Here is a 19,006-nt window from a genome sequence, read left to right as displayed (position 1 = left end):
CCGTCATTCCGTTTCGCTGTCGTCGGTGTCGGCATTGGTGCTCGCCGCCGCATGATCCATCGCGTTGGCCGCCAACGTAGTCGCCAGTTCCGGATGCGCTTCCTTGCGTTCGCTGTAGCGATCGGTCAGGTAGTCCGAACGGTCGCGCACCAGCAATGTGAACTTGTACAGTTCCTCCATCACGTCGACGAGGCGATCGTAGTAGGCGGAGGGTTTCATCCGGCCGCCGGCGTCGAATTCCTGATATGCCTTCGCCACCGACGACTGATTTGGGATCGTCACCATCCGCATCCATCGGCCCAGCACACGTAGCGCGTTGACTGCGTTGAACGATTGTGAGCCGCCGCATACCTGCATCACCGCGAGCGTGCGTCCTTGCGTGGGGCGCACGCCGCCGCTTTCGAGCGGCAGCCAGTCGATCTGATTCTTGAACACGGCCGTGAGCGTGCCGTGACGCTCCGGGCTGCACCAAACCTGTCCCTCCGACCACTCCGACAGTTTGCGCAGCTCGACGACCTTCGGATGATCGGCCGCTACGCTGTCCGTGATCGGCAAGTCGTGTGGATCGAAGACCCGTGTTTCAGCGCCGAACTGACGCAGGATGCGTTCGGCTTCGAGTGTGAGCAGCTTGCTGAACGATGTGGGGCGCAGCGACCCGTACAGCAGCAGAATGCGCGGAGCATGCTGGGAAACCGTGTGGGCTTCGAGTTTTTGCAGATCCGGCGTGTGGAAATGTGGGCTGCTGACGTTGGGCAGATTTCCGGGCATCAACGAATCCTCCGTCCGGCGCTGTTGGTCACATGCTCGCCGTCCTCTTTTATAAACGCCCCTTGTTGCGCCGCGGGCAGGATATCGAGCACGACCTCGGAGGGTCTGCATAAACGCACGCCGAGCGGGGTGACCACAATCGGGCGATTGATGAGGACCGGATGCGCCAGCATTGCATCGAGCAATTGCTCGTCGCTCAAGGAGGTTTCCGCGAGGCCGAGTTCGGCATACGGCGTGCCCTTCTCGCGCAGCGTGGCGCGCACAGTGAGGCCCGCGCGTTCGATCAGACTCTTCAACGTAGCGCGATCGGGCGGGTTCTTCAGATACTCGATGATCTCCGGCTCGATGCCGGCGTTGCGGATCATTGCCAGCGTATTGCGCGAGGTGCCGCAATCCGGGTTGTGATAGATGGTGACGTTCATACACTTTGTCCTTTAACGCTGTCTTTTGCCTCGTACCAGTGCCGCGAACGATTGACGACGCTGACCACCAGCAGCATCACCGGCACTTCGATCAGCACACCGACCACCGTGGCAAGCGCCGCGCCCGAATGAAATCCAAACAGGCTGATCGCTGTGGCTACCGCGAGTTCGAAGAAATTGCTTGCGCCGATCAGACTCGACGGACCTGCGACGCAATGCGCGACGCCAAGCCGGCGATTGAGCAGATAGGCAAGGCCGGAATTGAAGAACACCTGAATCAGGATCGGTACCGCGAGCATCGCGATAACCAGCGGTTCCTTGACGATTGCCTGCCCCTGGAAGGCGAACAGCAATACGAGCGTCGCAAGTAACGCGCTGATCGAATAGGGCGCGAGATGGGCGACCGCCTGCTGAAAATGCGCGTCGCCTTTGGCGAGCAGATGGCGGCGCAGCAACTGTGCGAGGACAACGGGGATGACAATGTACAAGCCGACAGAAATGATCAGGGTGTCCCATGGCACCGTAATCGCCGACAACCCCAGCAGGAGGGCGACGAGCGGTGCGAAGGCCACGATCATGATGGAGTCGTTCAGCGCCACTTGAGATAACGTGAAGTACGGATCGCCCTTGCAGAGTTGCGACCAGACGAACACCATCGCCGTGCACGGCGCGGCTGCAAGCAGAATGAGACCGGCGATATAGCTGTCGAGCTGATCAACGGGCAGCCATGGCGCGAACACATGCCGAATGAAAATCCAGCCGAGCAACGCCATTGAAAACGGTTTGACGAACCAGTTCACAAACAGGGTTACACCGATACCGCGCCACTGGCTTTTCACCTGCGTCATCGCGGCAAAATCGATCTTGACCAGCATGGGGATGATCATCACCCAGATCAGCACGCCAACCGGAAGATTGACCTGCGCCACTTCCATGCGTCCGATCGCCTGAAAGAGCGGTGCAAGCAGTTGCCCGAGCACGATGCCGCAGACGATGCACAGCACCACCCAGACGGTCAAATAACGCTCGAAGAATCCAATCGCCGCCCGTGCGCCGCGAGCCGTTGTGTCAGTGGTGCTCATTCTTCGCAGCAGCCCGGGAGGTCGCTGGCGGCGCATGTTGCGCCGGCGCAGCAGTTTTCGGTCAGGAAGGCGATCAGACCCGTCATTGCGTCGAAATTCGCCGAATAGATAATGAAGCGCCCGTCCTGCCGCGGTTTCACCAGTTCGGCATGCGACAGGTCCTTGAGGTGGAACGAGAGGCTTGAAGGAGAAAGCCCAAGCTGCTGCGCGATTTCGCCGGCGGCCAAGCCGTCGGGCCCGGCAACGACCAGCAAACGGAAGATCGCCAGCCGCGATTCATGAGCGAGTGCGCCAAGGGCGCGTACAACGAGGTTCGAGTCCATGGCCAAACGATACGCCGATCGTTTTAATATTTCAAGTATCGTTGAAATGACGTGCCGGACTAGTACAATCCATAGGTATGAGCCGCCTCACTCCAACTCCTGCATCGCGTGAAGATTTCGAACAAGAGCGGCGAGGTGCTCGACGACGAGACCCACCGCAACATGAAAAAAGAATCCCGCACCATGACACTCAAACTACGAGCCGAATTATCCACCGACGCTCTGGCGATCGAGCAACTCACCATCGCAGCGTTCGAGAATGCGCCGCACACGAACGGTGCTGAGCACTTCATCGTGAATGCATTACGACGCGCAGGGGAACTGTCGGTTTCGCTTGTCGCGCAAGATGAGGGCGAGCTCGTCGGACATGTTGCGCTGTCGCCGGTATCCATTTCGAACGGTGCAACGGGCTGGTACGGTTTGGGCCCGATTTCGGTGTTGCCAGGCCATCAAGGGCGGCGCATTGGATCGCAACTCATGGAGTCGACATTGTCCGAATTGCGGCGTCTGGGCGCCGGCGGATGCGTGGTTCTCGGCGAGCCTGCTTACTATGGGCGCTTCGGCTTCACGGCCACGCCTCACCTGGTGCTGCCCGGTGTGCCTCCCGAATATTTCCAGGCTATTTCACTCGGCGGCGCCTGGCCTGTGGGCAATGTGACCTATCACGAGGCATTCAACGCCACCGAATGAGGCCACCGCGATGACCTCAAAGGGATCAGTTGCCGAACAACGAGGCCTGCGTCCCGTGGCTGGGCGCCGGACGTGCTGGTTTCACCGGCGCTGCCCGGCCGATCGTTTCCGACGCGGTGGCTGAAGGCGCAGACAAATCCGCCGCCGCTTCCAGCGAAGTCTGCCCGGCTTCGAGCGACAGAAGGAGCATCTTGTTTGCCAGTCCGCCGGCAAAGCCGGTCAGATCGCCCGACGCGCCGATCACGCGATGACACGGCGCCACGATCGAGATCGGATTTCTGCCGTTCGCCGCGCCCACAGCCCGCACCGCGTTGATGTTGCCGATTTGCGTAGCGATGTCGGAATAGCTGCGCGTCGCGCCGAACGGAATCGTCAGGAGCGCCGCCCAAACTTTCTTCTGGAAGTCCGTTCCCTGGAAGTCGAGTTCAAGATCGAACCGGTCTCTCGTCCCAGCAAAATATTCGTTCAACTGCCGCTCGGTTTCGAGCAGGATCGGGCGGTCATCCGCTTCGACTTGTTCCGGCAGACGCACCCGGTTCGGCTTGTCGTTCTCCCACAGGATCGCGGCGAGCCGGTTGCCATTTGCAACGAGCTTTAGCTCGCCGACGGGCGAATTCATTAACTTGTATGCGTATGTCACTTTGCTGGGTTCCCTGCTAGCTGGAGGCTGAGATGGCTTAAGGCGAGGCTGCGAACTCGCTGTGCCATGGCTCCGATACCTCACAGCTTAAACCTCGCCTTCGCTGAGGTCACGCCGGATCTTGCTATCCAATTCCGCGCGCGGCTGGCGACTCAGTAGAATTGATACCCTTGACACATCGCTCACCGGTAACCGGAACGCTTCTCTACAACTGTGATAACCACCCTCGAACAACTGCGGGCCGGACAACTGGCGGGGACGCGCCGACTCAAACTGGCGTGCGGACTGAGCGAATTTCCCCGTGAGATTTTCGATCTGGCCGACACGCTTGAAATTCTCGATCTCTCGGGCAATGCGCTTTCGACGCTGCCCGACGACTTTCCACGGCTCAGCAAGCTGCGTGTCATCTTTGCTTCTGACAACCCGTTCACAGAATTGCCGGAAGTTCTCGGGCAGTGCGCGCAACTGAGCATGGTTGGCTTCAAGGCAAACCGCATCCGCAAGGTTTCGGGGAAATCCTTGCCGCCGCTGCTGCGCTGGCTGATCCTCACCGACAACGAGATCGAAGCACTGCCGCCGGAAATCGGCGCCTGCATGCAACTTCAGAAGCTGATGCTTGCCGGTAACCGGTTGCGTACATTGCCCGAGGAATTAGCCGCCTGCTCGCGGCTCGAACTGCTGCGTCTCGCGGCGAACCAACTCAGCGGACTGCCTGCGTGGTTGCTGCGCCTGCCACGGCTTTCCTGGCTGGCTTTCGCCGGCAATCCGTTCAGCGAAGCGCTGGAGACGGCGGCACTGATCGATACACCGACTACCGATATTCAATGGGACGCGTTGAAACTCGAACAGCAGCTAGGTGAGGGGGCGTCCGGTGTCATCTATCGTGCGGCGCTTCTCGCCCGTCATGACGACGCGAGCCGGCCTGTGGCCGTCAAGTTGTTCAAAGGCGCGGTAACGAGCGATGGATTGCCGGACTGCGAGATGGCGGCCTGCATTCGTGCCGGCGATCATCCGAATCTGATTCCGGTGGTGGGCAAAGTGAGGGACCATCCGGCAGACGCACATGGCCTGGTGATGGAGCTGATCGATCCACAATTTACGAACCTTGCCGGACCACCGAGCCTCGAGTCATGCACGCGTGACGTCTACGGTACAGACACGCGCTTCGCGTCGGCTTCGGTGTTAGGCATTGCATACGGCGTGGCGTCGGCGGCGTGTCACCTGCATCGACAAGGTGTGATGCATGGGGATCTATACGCACACAATATTCTGCACGGAGGGCAGGGGCGCGCGTTGCTAGGCGACTTTGGTGCGGCGTCTTTCTACGCGACTGGTGATCGAGATGCTAGCACTGCACTGCAGCGCCTCGAAGTCAGAGCGTATGGTTGTCTGCTCGAGGAGTTGATCGATCGATGCGACTGGCTGGATTCGGACGTGGACATCGCCGCGAAGCTGGTGGCGTTGAAAGAGAATTGTCTGCGCGACGATATTGGCAACCGGCCGTTGTTCGACGAAATCGCCGCTGTTTTGCGGCAGCTAACGGGCCATGGCGATCGGGACGCAGCAACGTTGGCCGCGGGTTGATCCGTTTTGTGTAAACACAATGCAGCCATTCGTCCGTGTGGTCTAAGGAGCGAAAACCAATGACGCAGAAGATGCGCCGCCGCGTGCTGATTGCCGGCACACTTGCTGCGGCAGGCCTGACAGGTGCGACTCGTGTCGATGCAATGCAGGGTGGCAAGCTGAAGATCGCCCTCGTGCTGAAGTCGATGGCTGATCCGTTCACGGTGGCGATGGCGAATGCTGCGCAGAATTATCAGAAGCACTATGCATCGCAATTCGACTTGACCATTCGCGGAACGGCAACGGAGGGCAATACTGCCGCACAGATCCGGATGGTAGATGAGTTGATCAAGGCCAGAATGGCTGCGATCGTCATCGCACCGACCGACTCGAAGGCGCTAACCGCGGTTGTGGCGCGTGGGATCAAGGCCGGCATTATTATAATCACCATCGACAACCCGCTCGATGAGGCGTTGCAGGACGCCGCCCACATCTCCGTGCCTTTCGTCGGCCCGAATAACCGCAAGGGCGCGAAGCAGGTGGGCGATTATCTTGCAGGCCGGCTCAAGGCGGGCGACCAGGTCGGGGTCGTCGAAGGTAGTTCCGCCGACCGCAATGCGCAGCAACGCACGGCCGGCAGCAAAGACGCGATGAACGCGGCCGGCATGAGGATCGTCGCGATACAAGCCGGCGACTGGGACTATGCGAAAGGACGGGACGCTGCGTCGAAGATGCTGGTGGACTATCCGCAAATCCGTGCGTTGGTGTGCGGCAATGACAATATGGCAATGGGGGCGGTGGATGCTGTCCGCGATGCCGGGCGAACCGGCGGTGTTTATGTCACCGGGTATAACGACAGCGATGCGATCAAGCCGCTGCTCGCCGACGGGCGCGTACTCGCGACAATGAATCAGTTTGCCGAGCGGCAAGCCGTGTTTGGCATTGATGTGGCGTTGAAGGCAGTCACTGAGCAGAGAAAGCAGAGCGAATTGTCACGGGTGATTGAGACACCGCTGCAATTGATGACGAGCGTGAATCATTGACGTAAGAGATAGATGCCGTTCTGAACGTCATGGCTTGGACGGCAGGCGAGCGGTTTTGCTCGCCTGCTGCCGCGTGTCGGCGAATGCCGATGCCCGTCACATGATTTAATCCACCTTGACCTTGTGCGGCTTGGTCGCCTTTTCGAGCTTGTTGTACTCGAATTCCGGCACGGACTTCAGCGCTTCCTTCGTCGCCCCGGCGAGGAAAAGATTGCCGTCACGGATCTCGAAGTGATCGACCGAAATCGCCACGTAATGCTTGCCCATGCCGAGGAATCCGCCAACCGACACGACCGCGTAGGTTGCCTTACGATCCGGCGAGATGATCACATCGTAGATGCTGCCGATTTTGTCGTTGAGATCGTTGTAGACCGGTTCGTCGATAAGCGCGCGGCGCACACTCCAGCCTTTTAATAGCGCGTTGGTCTGCTCAACCGTGCCACCGAGCGGCTGCAGCCCGGCGACCTGGGCGGCGGCGCCCTGCGAGGCGCAGATAGCGGCGAGAGCGGCGGCGCAGATCAGTGTTTTTGCTTTCATTTTTGGCTCCTGGTTGTCTGTCGAGCAATAAGCCTCGTACCAGGAATAAGTGGTAGCAAGTGACGTGCCCGGGCGATGCATAAACGGCTTAACAGCCAGTGGGCCGCCGTACGGCGCGAAGTCACCACATCCCACACAGGAATCGGCTGTGTGACTATTTCGCGTGGCGCCGGTTCATCCGAACGTGCGAAACGTAGTCCTGCACACTTGCATAAACTGTTCGACCAACGCTGACCGCTCGCCGTTAATGGCCACGCTCGCGACGACTGGAATCGCGATCTCCGGCGCAAGTAGCACTACATTCAGTCCCTGAGCGCGTGCGGAAAGCGCAGCGATTTCGTCGACGATGGTCACGACTTTCGAACGTGCCGCGAGCGCTACGAGGGAGTGATACGACTGTGCGGTGACGCTCGTGCGGACCGTGATCGAGAGTTCTTCGAGTCGTTTCGCCAGTAGCCGTCCGAGTGGATCGGCCGGATCCGGTCCAATGATCTCGTGGCCTTCGAGCTCGCTGATTTCCATGAAGGGCGCCTCGTCGAGGACGTCCGGATGACCCACGCAGACGAGCCGGCTCGACGCCAGTTCGATCTCCTTGATGGCAGGATGAGAGACGCTGTGATAGAGGACACCGATATCCGCTTCCATCAGGGCGATATTGGCGACCGCTGTTGCCGAGTAATCCGAGCGAATGGACAGCTTGACACCCGGATGCAACGCCTTGAATGCGAGTGCCGCGTCCGCCACGACTGTCTGCGCCATGGCCGGGGCGGCCAGAATGCGGATCGAAGATTCATCGGTTCCGCCGCGCAGGTTTTCCGCGAGCCTTTGAACCGCCTGCAACTGTTCATCCAGTCGCGTGATCTCCGGAAACAGCGTTTGCGCCTCGCGAGTCGGAATCAGCTTGCCACGGACCCGTTCGAACAGCGGATAGCCAAGCTGGCGCTCCGCGCTCTGCAGCGTTTGCGTGATCGCCGGCTGGGTGAGCGACAGGAGCGCGGCCGCGGCCTTGAGCGTGCCGGTCACTCGGATCGCGTTCACTACTTCAATGTGCCTGAGTCTCATTGGATGCTCGTCGAATGTCGACTTTCGCCGGATTCAGCAGATTCTAAAGCGCAAGGGGCGAGCGATCCGGCAAGTCAAAAAACGGGACGCAGACAATCTTTGCCGTCACGCGTTTTTCAGCACGTTCTCGTGAGCAGAAGCAGGGTATGTCCGCTTGCGAAAGTAAAGAATGCAGACCAGCGCGATCACGGCAGTGACCATAACGTAATAAGCGGGCACGAACTTGCTGCCCGTTTCGTTTGCAATCCACGTGCAGATCATCAGCGATAAACCGCCGAACACGGCGAAAGTCAGGTTATGGACAAGCGCGATGCTGGTGGTCCGCGTGCTATGTGGAAACAGTTCCGCGACGAACGCCGGCATTGCGCCCTGGAACACCATGACGCACGCCGTTAGCCCGGTAACGCAGAAAACATAGACGCCGACTGTGGGGGACGCGACCATCAGGTGAAACGCAGGAATCGTCAGGACGATGGTAAGCAGCGTGCCCGTCGTGATGAGCGCGAGCCGGCCAATACGATCCGACAGTGCGCCGAAGACCGGCGGCAATACGATCTGTGCGACCGAATAGCCAATCGCGCCCCACATCGAATCGACAGGGCTCATTCCCAACACCTTCTGTGCGTACAGCGGAATGAAGACGCCCAGCAGATAGTTCGTCGAAGCGGCGAGTGAATACAGGCCGATAGCCGCGGCGATCCGCGCTTTGGCCGTAGCGAACGTATCGCGGATTGGATTGCGTTCGTGAGCGGATGCCTCGAATTCGGGGGTTTCGTCGACGCGCCGGCGAATCCAGTAGCCGAACGGCACGATCGCGAGGCCGATCAGAAACGGCACACGCCAGCCCCACGACGCCTGCGTGTCCGGGGTCATCAGTCTGTTTACACCGAGCCCGACGATACTCGCGAGGCCCGTGGCAAGGCCAATGCCGACCACCTGATAACTCGCGAAGTACCCTTTCATTCCCTTCGGTGCGTGCTCTGTGACGAAGGAGACGGTCGAGCCGAACTCGCCACCCGCGGAGAAACCCTGCAGGACTTTGCCGAGCACGAGGATTGCCGTACCGATGACGCCGAATGTCGCGTAAGTGGGCGCGCAGGCGATCACGAGCGTGCCGATGCCCATCAGCCAGATGGTGAGCATCATGCCGGCTTTGCGGCCGTGCCTGTCGCTGTATGCGCCGATCGCCATCGCGCCGAGCGGCCGGATGAAATAGCTGACGCCGAAGGTCGCGGCAGCGGCGAGCATCGACGTGTAGGCGTCGCCTGTCGGGAAGAAAGCCCTGGCAATGACGACAGCCAGAAAGCCGTAGACGAACAGGTCGTAGAACTCGAGCATGTTGCCCACCAGCGCGGAGGCCAGGATGCGTCGAAATTTTCTGCGTTGCTCAGGACTTAGAACTTTATCGCTGGACATGATATTTCCTTTTCCGATGCGAGGAGCGTAGGGCGGCGCTGCATCGGCGGCGCATTCCGGCGGCGAGGGCAATGAGGTCGTGACAGACGCGGGCGGATTTAAAGGCCAGCGGGTGCGCTCAGGTAGTCGAAAGCAGTGAGAGCGAAAATTTCACCAAGCGCGCGCAATTCGTCGATGTACACGTGCTCGTCGGATGAGCCCATGTTGTAGGACGTCAAGCCGCAGACCACGGTGGGGACACCGTGTTGCCGGTAGAGCCGTGCATCGGAGGCGCCGACACGCATGTTGACGACCGGCTGCGTGCCGAGCTTCGCAGTGCAATGACGGCTGAGCGTTTGAATGATTTCGTGATCGGGCGCGGTCCAACTCGGTTCGTAACGCCGTGTGATTTCCAGCGAGACGCCCGGATGACGCGCAACGATTTCCTCGATGCGGCTTTCGATTTCCGCGACCGAAACGCCGACTGGCAACCGGATATCGGCGGTAGCGGTGGCGTGGTCCGCGATCAGATTCGACAGACGTCCGCCGCTGACCGTACCGAAGGTGATGGTGACCTGTCGCAAGACATCGCTTTCTCCTGCGCCGGAGATAAGCTCGGATGTCTCGCTCGAACGGGCGATGGCTGCCAGCACTTCAGCCGGCGCGTTCACGGGATAGTCGCGCACCGTTTTGAGTTGCTGGATTGCGTCGAGAAGTTTCTCGATTGCGCTGTCGCCCTTGTGTACATGGGCCGCGTGTGCCGACTTGCCGGTTGCATCGAGACGCAGCCAGATCATGCCTTTCTCGCCGAAGCGCAGCACATTGGGCGATCCGGTGTCGGCGCTGATCATCGCGTCGCCGGCTGCGTGCGGAACATGATTCAACAGATAGCCGGTGCCTTCCGTGCCCATGCTTTCTTCATCGCCGGCGAAGGTGGCGATGACTTCGCCCGCGAATGAATCGCGCAGAGCGGCGAGCTGACGCAAGGCGAACACGATGGCGGCGACGCCCCCCTTCATGTCCGATACGCCCAATCCGTAGAGCTTCCCGTCGCGCTCCTCACCGTTTGGATCGGCCGACCATTGTTGGGCGTTGACGAGCGGGAAGGTGTCCAGGTGGCCGTTGAAAACCAGCCGACGCCCGGGGCGCGCACCACGCACGCGCACCACGAGGTTCATGACATGCGGGAGCGTGCCGAATCGCTCGACTTCCGCGCCGGAGCCTTCGAACATCGCTTCGATCCTGTCGGCGACTGCATGCGTATCGCCCGGTGGGTAGGCGCTGGGAACGGCAACCAGGGTGCGTGCGAGATCGACGATCTGATGACTGGATCGGGATGCGGCATCCCGGAGGGCGTGACGCAAGTGGGCAATCCCGGCATCGCCTGAGACTAGGACATCGGCTACCATTTCTGACCTCCATCGGATTGGCGCGCTGCGAGCCGGTGGGCTGGCAGCGCCATTGATCCGATAGTCAGTAGCCGATTTATTCGCGTCTAATCAGCCAAAAACGTGAGGGTATAAGTAAAAGTTAATCGGTGGTACCCGGTTAGGGTCGTTGATGCGCCGTCATGCCGGACGCAACCTGGCATTGCGATCACACGCGCACGCTTTCCTCGATAGCCTGCTCGATGATCGATAGCCCCCGATCGACCTCAGCCTCGGCAATCGTCAGCGGTGGAGCAAGGCGGAAGACGTCCCCAAATCCCGGCAACTGAACAATATTCATGTGCAAGCCGAGTTCGAGGCAGCGACGCGTGATTGCAGCGGAAAGAGCCGGGGCCGCTGTTTTCGTTGATCTGTTGCCGACGATTTCGATCCCGAGCATCAACCCACGTCCGCGCACATCGCCAATACATTCGAAGCGGCTTTGAAGCGTCTCCAGACCCTCTCGCAACCGGGCACCGATTTTCCCGGCGCGCTGGACCAGACCATCCCGCTCGATGATTTCGATGACCTTGAGGCCGACAGCGGCCGGCATCGGATCCGACACGTGCGTCGTATAGAAGAGGAACCCCCGTTCGTGTGCCTGATTCTCGATGTCCTGGGTTGTCAGTACGGCAGCGAGTGGAAGACCGGCACCAAGTGTTTTGGATAAGGTCAGGATGTCGGGCACCACACTGTCACGCTCACACGCGAACATGGTTCCGGTTCTTCCCATGCCGGTTTGAGCTTCGTCCACGATCAGGAGCATGCCGCGCTCGGCACATTTCGCCTTTAGCGCTCGCATATATCCTTGCGGCAGATCGATCAGGCCACCCGAACTCAGGATTGGCTCGGCGATGAACGCTGCGAGGCTGCCGCAAGACTGCCTGTCGATCAGGTCGAATCCATAGTCGAGTTCAGCCGCCCAGTCATACGTACCGTTGCGTTCGAATCGTGGCCGGTACGGATAGGGCGCCGGAATGGCAAAAGACCCCACGGCGGCGGGACCGTAACCCTTGCGACCGGCGCTGTAGGTGGCCGAAGCTGCGCCGCTCGTCATGCCGTGCCATGATTGCGCGAAGCTGATGATCTCGTGCCGGCCGGTCACGAGCTTTGCCATCTTGATCGCTGCTTCGTTGGCTTCTCCACCGGTGCTGAGCAGCAAGGAACGTTCGAGTCCCGCCGGCGCAATGGCCGCGAGGCGGCTTGCCAGATCCACCACCGGGCGCGAGAGCATCCCGCTGAAAAGGTGAGTGAGGTTACGTGCGCTTTCGGCGATGACTTCAGCGATTTCTGGATGAGAGTGGCCTAGCACGGCACTCATCTGTCCAGAGGTGAAGTCGAGTATCGCGCGGCCACTGGAGTCGTAAACATGGCTGCCGCTGGCCCGCTCGATTATGACGGGCGAGAATGCACCACCGTAGCGGATCAGGTGCCGCTGAGCGTTTGACCAGAAATCGCGATCGGTTTGTGCTGACATGACGGTGTCCAGAGTGACGGGCGGGGGTGCCGAAACTCAATGTAAGCGAATCGCGCCGGCTGGGGGAAACGAAAAGTTGTGATGCCTGCCATTCAAGGAGTTGATGCCCATGTCGCAGCTGGATTTCGATTTGCTCAGGACGTTCGTCGCGATAGCGGACGCCGGATCGCTCACGCGCGCGGCGGCAGAAGTTGGCCGCACGCAATCCGCGATCAGTATGCAACTCAAGAGGATCGAAGAGGTTGTCGATGGCGCGGTGCTAATGCGTACCGCACGCGGCGTGGAATTGACGTCGCGCGGCGATCGGCTGCTGTCGCACGCACGAAGGCTGCTGCGGGCATACGACGAGGCGCTGGTCGACGTGAGCGGTCGTGGGCTCATCGGTTCGGTTCGACTCGGATGTCCCGAGGATTATTGCACCGAGTTTCTCCCGGTCGTGCTTCACGCGATAGCGACGCAGCATCCGCGGGTCGCGCTGGAAGTCGTCTGTGCACCTACACCTTTGCTCGAGAAGATGCTCGACGCACGCCGTGTCGATGTGGCCTTGGTGTCGCTCGTGCCGGAGGGGAACCTGGAGCGGGTGATTCGATGGGAGGACCTGGTGTGGATCGCGTCGCAAGACTTCTATCCGCCAAGCGATGGCCCGCTTCAAATCGCGCTGTCGGTTCCCGAAACGCTGGACCATCAGGCGGCGCGGCGTGTGCTCGAATGCGCCAACATCAGTTACCGCGTGGCTTATGAGAGTGTCAGCAAGGATGGTCTGCTGGCAATCGTGAGGGCGGGCATTGCTGTCGCCGTGCTGACGAGAGGTGCTGTTCCCGCGGATTTGCGTATCGTGCCCGTTGGTGAAATGCTCCCGCCGCTTCCCCGTGTTGGCATTGCGGTCGTTTCGTCCACAGGTGTGGCCGAATCGCTTCTTGTGGAGAGTGTGAAGGACCTCATGACCCGCACCTTGAGAACGATGCCGCCGCTTTGAAGTTAGCCTCATCAGGTTCGGCACATCGGCGTCAGCAATTTCAACCGCGCACTGATGACATAGCACCAGACCCAGCGTTCGCCGGGCTCGATCGAGCGAACAAGCGGATGGCCGGTTTCCTGACGATGCTTGCTCGCGTGACGGTTCGTGGACGAGTCGCAGCAGCCGACATGTCCGCAAGTCAGGCATAGGCGCAAATGCACCCAACTTTGTCCCGACCGTACGCACTCTTCGCAGTAGTCCTTGTCGGTAATAAACGAGTAGACACTGCCGATCGCAATCAGATTACGTCCTTGCGCAATGGGGGATGGGCTCGGGGCTCGTGCGGGGAGCACGTTGAGCAGCAGACGTTATTAATGCGAAAGACGTTTCATTGCGGCGCTCCGTTCCTGCTCTGGCTGACGGCGTAGCCATAAGCCGCGTTCGCGCGCGCCGCGCAAACCACCGAGCGAATGTGGAAACCAACATGCATTCGACACTCGAAGTCAGAACTTCGGGGGAACCGCTGTCTCGCGCATCACGGCCTCAGGTGTGCGGTAGCGTTCGGCCATCATTCGATCCGTATCGGTTTTGAGTTGTGCCTGCATGTACGCACCGAGGTGGCGGGCGTGCTGGACGATGGCTGCGCCTACCTGGGTGCGCTCTCGACTGTACTGCGTGAGTGCGCGGCGAGCGTCGGCATCGTTCACTAGCGCAGCAACGAGCGCTATCGCGTCGCCTGCGGCTTTCGTGACACCCATCCCGCAGTGTGGACGGGCAACGAATGCCGCGTCGCCGAGCAGGGCAATTCTGCCGAACGCCATTTGCGGTACCTCGAGATCGAAAATCGGCTGGAAGAGCGGCTGCGCTGCTTTCGTGACGACTTCGGCGAATTGCGGTGCAAGGAGCGTCGCGGCGGCCTCTTCCATATCGGCGAGAACATCGGGGCGGATCAACGTAGGGGGAATACCGCCGCTCCAGCGCTTGCCAGTTGAGTCAGTTAGCAGATTCTGCAGGTCCACGTCCTCGCTAGTGGGGCGATACCAGACGAAGTTGTACCGGCGTTCGCCGGAAGAGGTGCTGTTTCCCTGGCCTGCGACGGGATAGCCGATAATCTGTTCGCGCTGCGGCAGACAAAACGCAAACTTTTCGAAGAGTGCTTCACGCGTCTGCTGCGACAAGCTCATTTCGTCCACGAGTCCGCGCCATGCGACGTAACCGGCATATTCAAGCTTGATGTCGGGCAGAAAACGCTCCCGGATTGCGGATTTGAATCCGTCGGCGGCGATGACAATGTCGGCGTGATGCACACTACCGTCGCTGAGGGTCGCGCTGGCCTGATCGGGACCGTCTTCGACAGACATTACGGTGTCGCCCGAATGGTAGTGAGTGTCAGGGAGCGCGGCGCGTAGCACGTGATACATCTTGCTCCAGGCGGTGAGCGTCTGCGGCAGGGCACGTTCAGAATGCACACGGCCGTCCTGGTTGAACGTGACGCGCGTCTGCACCTTGACACCGATAGAGTCGTCGATCTGGACGCCGGCAGCCTCGAGAGCCTCGAACAATTCCGGATGCGTCACGATACCTGCGCCGCGGCCGGCCAGTTCCTCAGGCACGCGTTCGAATACGTCAACGTCCCAACCGTTACGCGTGAGCAGATTGGCAGCAAGGAGGCCGCCCAGCGAGCCGCCCGCGATTATTGCTTTAGGACGGGAAGAAGGGTTCGTCATGATCAATCTCCTGCCTTTGTCGATTCGGGTGTGGCAATCTGGTGCGGGATCTTGAGATGGGCCACTTCCTCCGCCGGAAAGTTCAACTCGATGGTGACACCCGAAGGATCTTCAATGAACACCTGATGCAGGCCGAGGCTGGGGACGGTGCGGTCGCGCCACGCGATGTTCTCCGATTCCAGTGTTTTCCACATATCCTCGACGCCGGTTGCAAGGAAGGCGATGTGGTCGACCGTTCCCGTGCCGGCGGCCGGGAGTGCTTTGTCACCCAGATACTCAATGAGGCCATCAGGGTTGTTCGGGTCGACACCGATGATGTGGACGGTGCCGAAATCGCGCTCGTCGTCGCCTTTGTAGAGCCATACACCCGGAAAATCGAACGGCGGCCGATACCCTTGTTTAAATCCGAGAATTCGCTCATAGAAGCGGCAGGATTTTTCAAGGTCGGTGGTACGGATCGAGTAGTGAGCGAGCTTTGTAACGGGCATGGAAGCCTCCTGAAATTTATCATCGGACCAACGAAAGATTGCTCGATTTTAGATTGACGCTTGCCTTGAATAAAGTGGTGAAGCGCAGGTGCTTACCCTGCCGCCAAAGCAACGCGCCTACGGTGAGACCCAGTGAGAATGGGGTTGAAAACATTTCGGCATCAAGCCAATCAGTTTGCCGACACCCATGTACGGGTCAGACATGACCGAGTGTCTTCGAGCTTCGATGTGCAAGAATTCCGAGGGTAATCGTGAGTAACCCGAGAACGACGCTTAGCATACCGATTGACTGGTCGAGCCCAAGTCTGTCGGCGAGGAGGCCAAGACCGACGATAGGAACAATGCCTCCCAGATATGCGATGGAGAAGAACGACGAGATCATCCGGGTGCGATTGGCGGGCGGAGCAATCCGATTAATAACGGCCACCGCCGACATGAAGGCGAGACCTTGTCCGAAGCCACCGATCAGGTCGCTGGCAACAAACAGGATGCCGGAGTGGAGCGGGAGTGAGGCAGCCATGAGAACAACGCTGGCACCGATCGACAACGCACCGAAAGTCAGGCCATGGCGAGCATCGACTTTGCGCAGGGTGAACTGGGCAATGGCGGAACCGACAAACAGGGTCGCCACCCCCGTACCGGCGACGGCCGGCCCATGCCACGGAAGGAGGTCGCCCAGGAACGCGGGTGCCAGCGATGCAAACAGACTGAAAAGTGTGTAGCCAGTGAAGGTTGTGACCGATGCAATGGCAAACGGTCGCACGGCTGCCAGCGTGGGCGCGTGGAACCGTAGTGCCGGACGGAAGTGTCGGATCGGGTGAACTTCCGCGTCAGCCGGATGAATGGCCAGTGCAACCAGAGCAAGCAAAGCCGACACGCCGAAGACCGCATAAGGAGTTAAGAGCGGATGCGGCAAAATCTGCGCGACCACGCCGCCCGCGAACGGTCCAAGTCCCAGTCCTACAACGTTCATGATCGAACCAACCAGCGCGGCGCGTTTGACTTCCCATGCCGGCTCTAGCGCGACCAATCCCCCGGTTGCGGCACTTGACGCAATCCCGGCGGCTATGCCAATGGCGAAGCGGCCGATCGCGAGAACAGGTAGAGAGTGAGCGGCTGCTGAAATGCTGAGGCCAGCCAATAATAGCGCCACAGCTATTCTCAGCGCGTGGACGAACCCGACGTGGTCACTCAGATGCCCCAGCAGAAGAAGGGTGACCAACGCGCCGCCCATGTAGCTTGAGTAGACGATGGTGACCCCACCCGACGTGATGCCAAACGCGTGTTCGTAGAGTGGATAAAGAGGGCTGGCAAGTGTGGCGCCTGCCATGGTCACGGCGAGAGCAAACGCGATGGCGATGAAGCGTCCTGTCGCCGCAGGATGAGAGATGGCGGCCTGCGGAAGATTGTTCATTTGAGGCGTCCCGAAGCGTTGAATGTGTTCTAAAGATAGAACGCCTGACAACCAGCCGGAATCACCTCTCCACGCAATGCTGCTTTGCGTAAAAAGCCGGACCAAAATACCCCCACGGACAATGCCTGTCGTCGAAAGCCGCGGCAACTCCGGCAACTCCGGCGGCTACGGTGCATACACGGTTCGATGGGGTCAAAGTCCTCCTACGCAGCGACCTTGTCGCGAATCAGGTCAAATGTTAAGCGCTCGCTTTTGTACAGCAAGTGCAGCTTCGCGCATGACCTCAGACAACGACGGGTGAGGATGACTGATCATTCCTATATCGTCAGACGCCGCTTTGAACTCCATCGCGACCACTGCTTCGGCGATCAGGTCAGACGCGTTCGCAGAAATGATATGCACGCCCAGTATTTCATCTGTCGTGGCGTCGGCAATCATTTTCACGAAGCCCTCGGGCTTGCCAATGCCGAGCGCGCGACCGTTTGCCATCATGGGGAATTGTCCGATCCTGAAAGCGCGGCCTTCTGCTATGAGTTGTTGCTCATTCTTGCCCACCCATGCGATTTCCGGCTCGGTGTATATCACCCAGGGAATGCAGTTATAGTCAATGTGTGTCTTTTGACCATCAATGATTTCCGCGACCATGACGCCTTCGTCTTCCGCCTTGTGAGCGAGCATCGGGCCACGCACCACGTCGCCAATCGCGTAGACATTCGGGACATGGGTTGCGCAATGCTCATCCACAGGGATAAAGCCTCGCTCGTCGACCATCAACCCGATCGCACTAAGCGCCAGATTGTCCGTGTTCGGAACCCGACCAATGGAAATGATTAACCTGTCAGCGGTTAGGGTCTGCTCAACGCCATCTTTATCGGTGTAGGCGATTGACACGTCGTTGTCCGTGGTTTGAACCCGAGCAATGCGTACGCCAAGATGAATAGCCAGCCCCTGCTTTTTAAATAGCTTCGTCGCTTCTTTCGCGAGCGCTACGTCCACGGCGCCAAGGAACTCCGGTAGCGCTTCGAGCACAGTCACTTCGGCCCCCAGGCGGCGCCAGACCGAACCCAGTTCGAGGCCTATCACCCCTGCGCCGATGACAGCGAGCCTCTTCGGAGCAGAGTCAAACGACAGTGCGCCTTCATTGTCGGAAACGATCCGGTTGTCGACAGGCACGTTCGGCAGATGACGTGCCTTTGACCCGGTCGCAATGATCACATTGTTGGCGCTGTACGTCTTCGTCTCGCTTTCACCGCTAACCTCGACCTGGATGGCTTCCCCGGCACGACCAACGAATTTCCCATGTCCCTTTAGCCACGTGATCTTGTTTTTCCGGAACAGAAATTCGACGCCACCGGTAATTTTCTCGACGATATCGCTCTTGCGGGCAATCATTCGGGCTACGTCCAGCGTGACGTTTTCAACGCCAATGCCGTGCTCGCTCAAGTGATGGAGTGCGTTCTCATACTCCTCGGACGATGCCAACAGTGCTTTCGACGGGATACATCCGACATTGAGGCACGTACCCCCTAACTTCAATCGGCCAGCAGGGTTCTTCCACTTCTCAATGCAGGCAACCGACTTGCCGAGCTGGGCCGCGCGGATGGCCGCAATATACCCCCCGGGTCCAGAACCAATGACAATGACGTCGAAATCCGCCTTGGCGGCTTCCCGAGCAAGCGCGACTTCCGGATCGGCGGTAGCCGCAGGTAGCGGCGCGTCTGCTTTCCCGCTGGTGTCGATGGTGTCGATGGTGGCGATGATTTCGTCCGCATGGACAACGTCACCATTTTTTCTTGCGAGCGTTGCCAGGATTCCTGCAGAGGGCGCTGGCACTTCCAGAACGACTTTGTCGGTTTCAATCTCGACCAGAACTTCGTCTTGTGCAACTGCCTCGCCCACTACCTTCTTCCACTGCAGCAAAGTGCCTTCTGAAACGGACTCTGAAAACTGAGGGACCTTGACATCGATAGTCGTCATTTGAATATCCTTG

The 19,006-nt window shown here is 59.6% G+C and carries 19 protein-coding genes; 4 read left to right on the top strand and 15 right to left on the bottom strand.

What is annotated here, in order from left to right:
* Positions 1–3 precede the first annotated feature (3 nt).
* The 4 genes from arsH to ACUN0E_RS20430 are packed head-to-tail and all read right to left on the bottom strand — an operon-like array spanning position 4 to position 2,595.
* The gene (gene arsH, locus ACUN0E_RS20445; RefSeq protein ID WP_445567801.1) at positions 4–768 is read right to left on the bottom strand and encodes an arsenical resistance protein ArsH; all 765 of its coding nucleotides are present in this window, start codon (positions 766–768) and stop codon (positions 4–6) included.
* Positions 768–1,190 (bottom strand): arsenate reductase (glutaredoxin), encoded by a 423-nt coding sequence (gene arsC / locus ACUN0E_RS20440; RefSeq protein ID WP_445567800.1) that lies wholly within the window; start codon positions 1,188–1,190, stop codon positions 768–770. Before arsC ends, arsH begins: the two co-directional genes overlap by 1 nt.
* Positions 1,187–2,272: an ACR3 family arsenite efflux transporter gene (gene arsB, locus ACUN0E_RS20435; RefSeq protein ID WP_445567799.1), complete on the bottom strand. Its 1,086-nt coding sequence runs from the start codon at positions 2,270–2,272 to the stop codon at positions 1,187–1,189. The genes arsC and arsB overlap by 4 nt, the downstream gene beginning before the upstream one ends.
* Entirely contained in the window at positions 2,269–2,595 is a 327-nt protein-coding gene (locus tag ACUN0E_RS20430) for an ArsR/SmtB family transcription factor (protein WP_445570489.1), read from the bottom strand. Before ACUN0E_RS20430 ends, arsB begins: the two co-directional genes overlap by 4 nt.
* Before the next feature lie 183 nt (positions 2,596–2,778).
* Between ACUN0E_RS20430 and ACUN0E_RS20425 the strand changes: the two genes are divergently transcribed.
* Positions 2,779–3,285, top strand: a complete 507-nt coding sequence (locus tag ACUN0E_RS20425) for a GNAT family N-acetyltransferase (RefSeq protein ID WP_445570488.1) — start codon at positions 2,779–2,781, stop codon at positions 3,283–3,285.
* A 25-nt stretch (positions 3,286–3,310) separates the two neighbouring features.
* On the opposite strand, the gene ACUN0E_RS20420 is transcribed toward ACUN0E_RS20425, so the two are convergent.
* A complete protein-coding gene (locus tag ACUN0E_RS20420; RefSeq protein WP_445567798.1) occupies positions 3,311–3,925 on the bottom strand; it encodes a methylated-DNA--[protein]-cysteine S-methyltransferase in 615 nt (204 codons plus the stop codon).
* A gap of 213 nt (positions 3,926–4,138) precedes the next feature.
* On the opposite strand from ACUN0E_RS20420, the gene ACUN0E_RS20415 reads away from it, so the two are divergent.
* A complete protein-coding gene (locus ACUN0E_RS20415; RefSeq protein ID WP_445567797.1) occupies positions 4,139–5,509 on the top strand; it encodes a leucine-rich repeat-containing protein kinase family protein in 1,371 nt (456 codons plus the stop codon).
* 59 nt (positions 5,510–5,568) lie between these two features.
* The gene (locus ACUN0E_RS20410) at positions 5,569–6,531 is read left to right on the top strand and encodes a substrate-binding domain-containing protein (RefSeq protein WP_445567796.1); all 963 of its coding nucleotides are present in this window, start codon (positions 5,569–5,571) and stop codon (positions 6,529–6,531) included.
* 105 nt (positions 6,532–6,636) lie between these two features.
* Here ACUN0E_RS20410 and ACUN0E_RS20405 read toward each other — a convergent pair whose 3' ends face one another.
* The 5 genes from ACUN0E_RS20405 to ACUN0E_RS20385 all read right to left on the bottom strand — a co-directional run bounded on the left by ACUN0E_RS20405 (position 6,637) and on the right by ACUN0E_RS20385 (position 12,429).
* Positions 6,637–7,068, bottom strand: a complete 432-nt coding sequence (locus tag ACUN0E_RS20405; protein ID WP_445567795.1) for a PRC-barrel domain-containing protein — start codon at positions 7,066–7,068, stop codon at positions 6,637–6,639.
* A gap of 174 nt (positions 7,069–7,242) precedes the next feature.
* Entirely contained in the window at positions 7,243–8,130 is an 888-nt protein-coding gene (locus ACUN0E_RS20400) for a LysR family transcriptional regulator (RefSeq protein WP_445567794.1), read from the bottom strand.
* Positions 8,131–8,235: 105 nt separating this feature from the next.
* Positions 8,236–9,546: an MFS transporter gene (locus tag ACUN0E_RS20395; RefSeq protein WP_445567793.1), complete on the bottom strand. Its 1,311-nt coding sequence runs from the start codon at positions 9,544–9,546 to the stop codon at positions 8,236–8,238.
* Between the two features lie 98 nt (positions 9,547–9,644).
* Positions 9,645–10,934, bottom strand: a complete 1,290-nt coding sequence (locus ACUN0E_RS20390) for a M20/M25/M40 family metallo-hydrolase (protein ID WP_408390272.1) — start codon at positions 10,932–10,934, stop codon at positions 9,645–9,647.
* Positions 10,935–11,121: 187 nt separating this feature from the next.
* The gene (locus tag ACUN0E_RS20385) at positions 11,122–12,429 is read right to left on the bottom strand and encodes an aspartate aminotransferase family protein (RefSeq protein ID WP_445567792.1); all 1,308 of its coding nucleotides are present in this window, start codon (positions 12,427–12,429) and stop codon (positions 11,122–11,124) included.
* Between the two features lie 109 nt (positions 12,430–12,538).
* On the opposite strand from ACUN0E_RS20385, the gene ACUN0E_RS20380 reads away from it, so the two are divergent.
* On the top strand, positions 12,539–13,405 hold the full coding sequence (locus tag ACUN0E_RS20380) for a LysR family transcriptional regulator (protein ID WP_408228545.1): 867 nt from the start codon (positions 12,539–12,541) through the stop codon (positions 13,403–13,405).
* 11 nt (positions 13,406–13,416) lie between these two features.
* Here ACUN0E_RS20380 and ACUN0E_RS20375 read toward each other — a convergent pair whose 3' ends face one another.
* From ACUN0E_RS20375 to lpdA, 5 genes are all read right to left on the bottom strand, one after another.
* The gene (locus ACUN0E_RS20375; RefSeq protein ID WP_445570487.1) at positions 13,417–13,689 is read right to left on the bottom strand and encodes a UBP-type zinc finger domain-containing protein; all 273 of its coding nucleotides are present in this window, start codon (positions 13,687–13,689) and stop codon (positions 13,417–13,419) included.
* A gap of 201 nt (positions 13,690–13,890) precedes the next feature.
* Entirely contained in the window at positions 13,891–15,114 is a 1,224-nt protein-coding gene (locus tag ACUN0E_RS20370) for an FAD binding domain-containing protein (protein ID WP_445567791.1), read from the bottom strand.
* A gap of 2 nt (positions 15,115–15,116) precedes the next feature.
* Entirely contained in the window at positions 15,117–15,602 is a 486-nt protein-coding gene (locus ACUN0E_RS20365; protein ID WP_445567790.1) for a VOC family protein, read from the bottom strand.
* Between the two features lie 196 nt (positions 15,603–15,798).
* Positions 15,799–17,016, bottom strand: a complete 1,218-nt coding sequence (locus ACUN0E_RS20360) for an MFS transporter (protein WP_445567789.1) — start codon at positions 17,014–17,016, stop codon at positions 15,799–15,801.
* 231 nt (positions 17,017–17,247) lie between these two features.
* Positions 17,248–18,993 (bottom strand): dihydrolipoyl dehydrogenase, encoded by a 1,746-nt coding sequence (gene lpdA, locus ACUN0E_RS20355; RefSeq protein WP_445567788.1) that lies wholly within the window; start codon positions 18,991–18,993, stop codon positions 17,248–17,250.
* Positions 18,994–19,006 lie beyond the last annotated feature (13 nt).

Source organism: Paraburkholderia sp. D1E (genome assembly GCF_052682275.1).
This window is presented reverse-complemented; position numbering and strand designations above follow the sequence as displayed.

What these genes read in the sequence shown, in the direction of transcription:
- ACUN0E_RS20400 (WP_445567794.1), bottom strand. Translation starts at nt 8,130, where the DNA reads ATGAGACTCAGGCACATTGAAGTAGTGAACGCGATCCGAGTGACCGGC.
- ACUN0E_RS20410 (WP_445567796.1), top strand. Translation starts at nt 5,569, where the DNA reads ATGACGCAGAAGATGCGCCGCCGCGTGCTGATTGCCGGCACACTTGCT.
- ACUN0E_RS20425 (WP_445570488.1), top strand. Translation starts at nt 2,779, where the DNA reads ATGACACTCAAACTACGAGCCGAATTATCCACCGACGCTCTGGCGATC.
- ACUN0E_RS20365 (WP_445567790.1), bottom strand. Translation starts at nt 15,602, where the DNA reads ATGCCCGTTACAAAGCTCGCTCACTACTCGATCCGTACCACCGACCTT.
- lpdA (WP_445567788.1), bottom strand. Translation starts at nt 18,993, where the DNA reads ATGACGACTATCGATGTCAAGGTCCCTCAGTTTTCAGAGTCCGTTTCA.
- ACUN0E_RS20430 (WP_445570489.1), bottom strand. Translation starts at nt 2,595, where the DNA reads ATGGACTCGAACCTCGTTGTACGCGCCCTTGGCGCACTCGCTCATGAA.
- ACUN0E_RS20385 (WP_445567792.1), bottom strand. Translation starts at nt 12,429, where the DNA reads ATGTCAGCACAAACCGATCGCGATTTCTGGTCAAACGCTCAGCGGCAC.
- arsB (WP_445567799.1), bottom strand. Translation starts at nt 2,272, where the DNA reads ATGAGCACCACTGACACAACGGCTCGCGGCGCACGGGCGGCGATTGGA.
- ACUN0E_RS20370 (WP_445567791.1), bottom strand. Translation starts at nt 15,114, where the DNA reads ATGACGAACCCTTCTTCCCGTCCTAAAGCAATAATCGCGGGCGGCTCG.
- ACUN0E_RS20405 (WP_445567795.1), bottom strand. Translation starts at nt 7,068, where the DNA reads ATGAAAGCAAAAACACTGATCTGCGCCGCCGCTCTCGCCGCTATCTGC.
- ACUN0E_RS20390 (WP_408390272.1), bottom strand. Translation starts at nt 10,934, where the DNA reads ATGGTAGCCGATGTCCTAGTCTCAGGCGATGCCGGGATTGCCCACTTG.
- ACUN0E_RS20360 (WP_445567789.1), bottom strand. Translation starts at nt 17,016, where the DNA reads ATGAACAATCTTCCGCAGGCCGCCATCTCTCATCCTGCGGCGACAGGA.
- ACUN0E_RS20380 (WP_408228545.1), top strand. Translation starts at nt 12,539, where the DNA reads ATGTCGCAGCTGGATTTCGATTTGCTCAGGACGTTCGTCGCGATAGCG.
- arsH (WP_445567801.1), bottom strand. Translation starts at nt 768, where the DNA reads ATGCCCGGAAATCTGCCCAACGTCAGCAGCCCACATTTCCACACGCCG.
- ACUN0E_RS20395 (WP_445567793.1), bottom strand. Translation starts at nt 9,546, where the DNA reads ATGTCCAGCGATAAAGTTCTAAGTCCTGAGCAACGCAGAAAATTTCGA.
- arsC (WP_445567800.1), bottom strand. Translation starts at nt 1,190, where the DNA reads ATGAACGTCACCATCTATCACAACCCGGATTGCGGCACCTCGCGCAAT.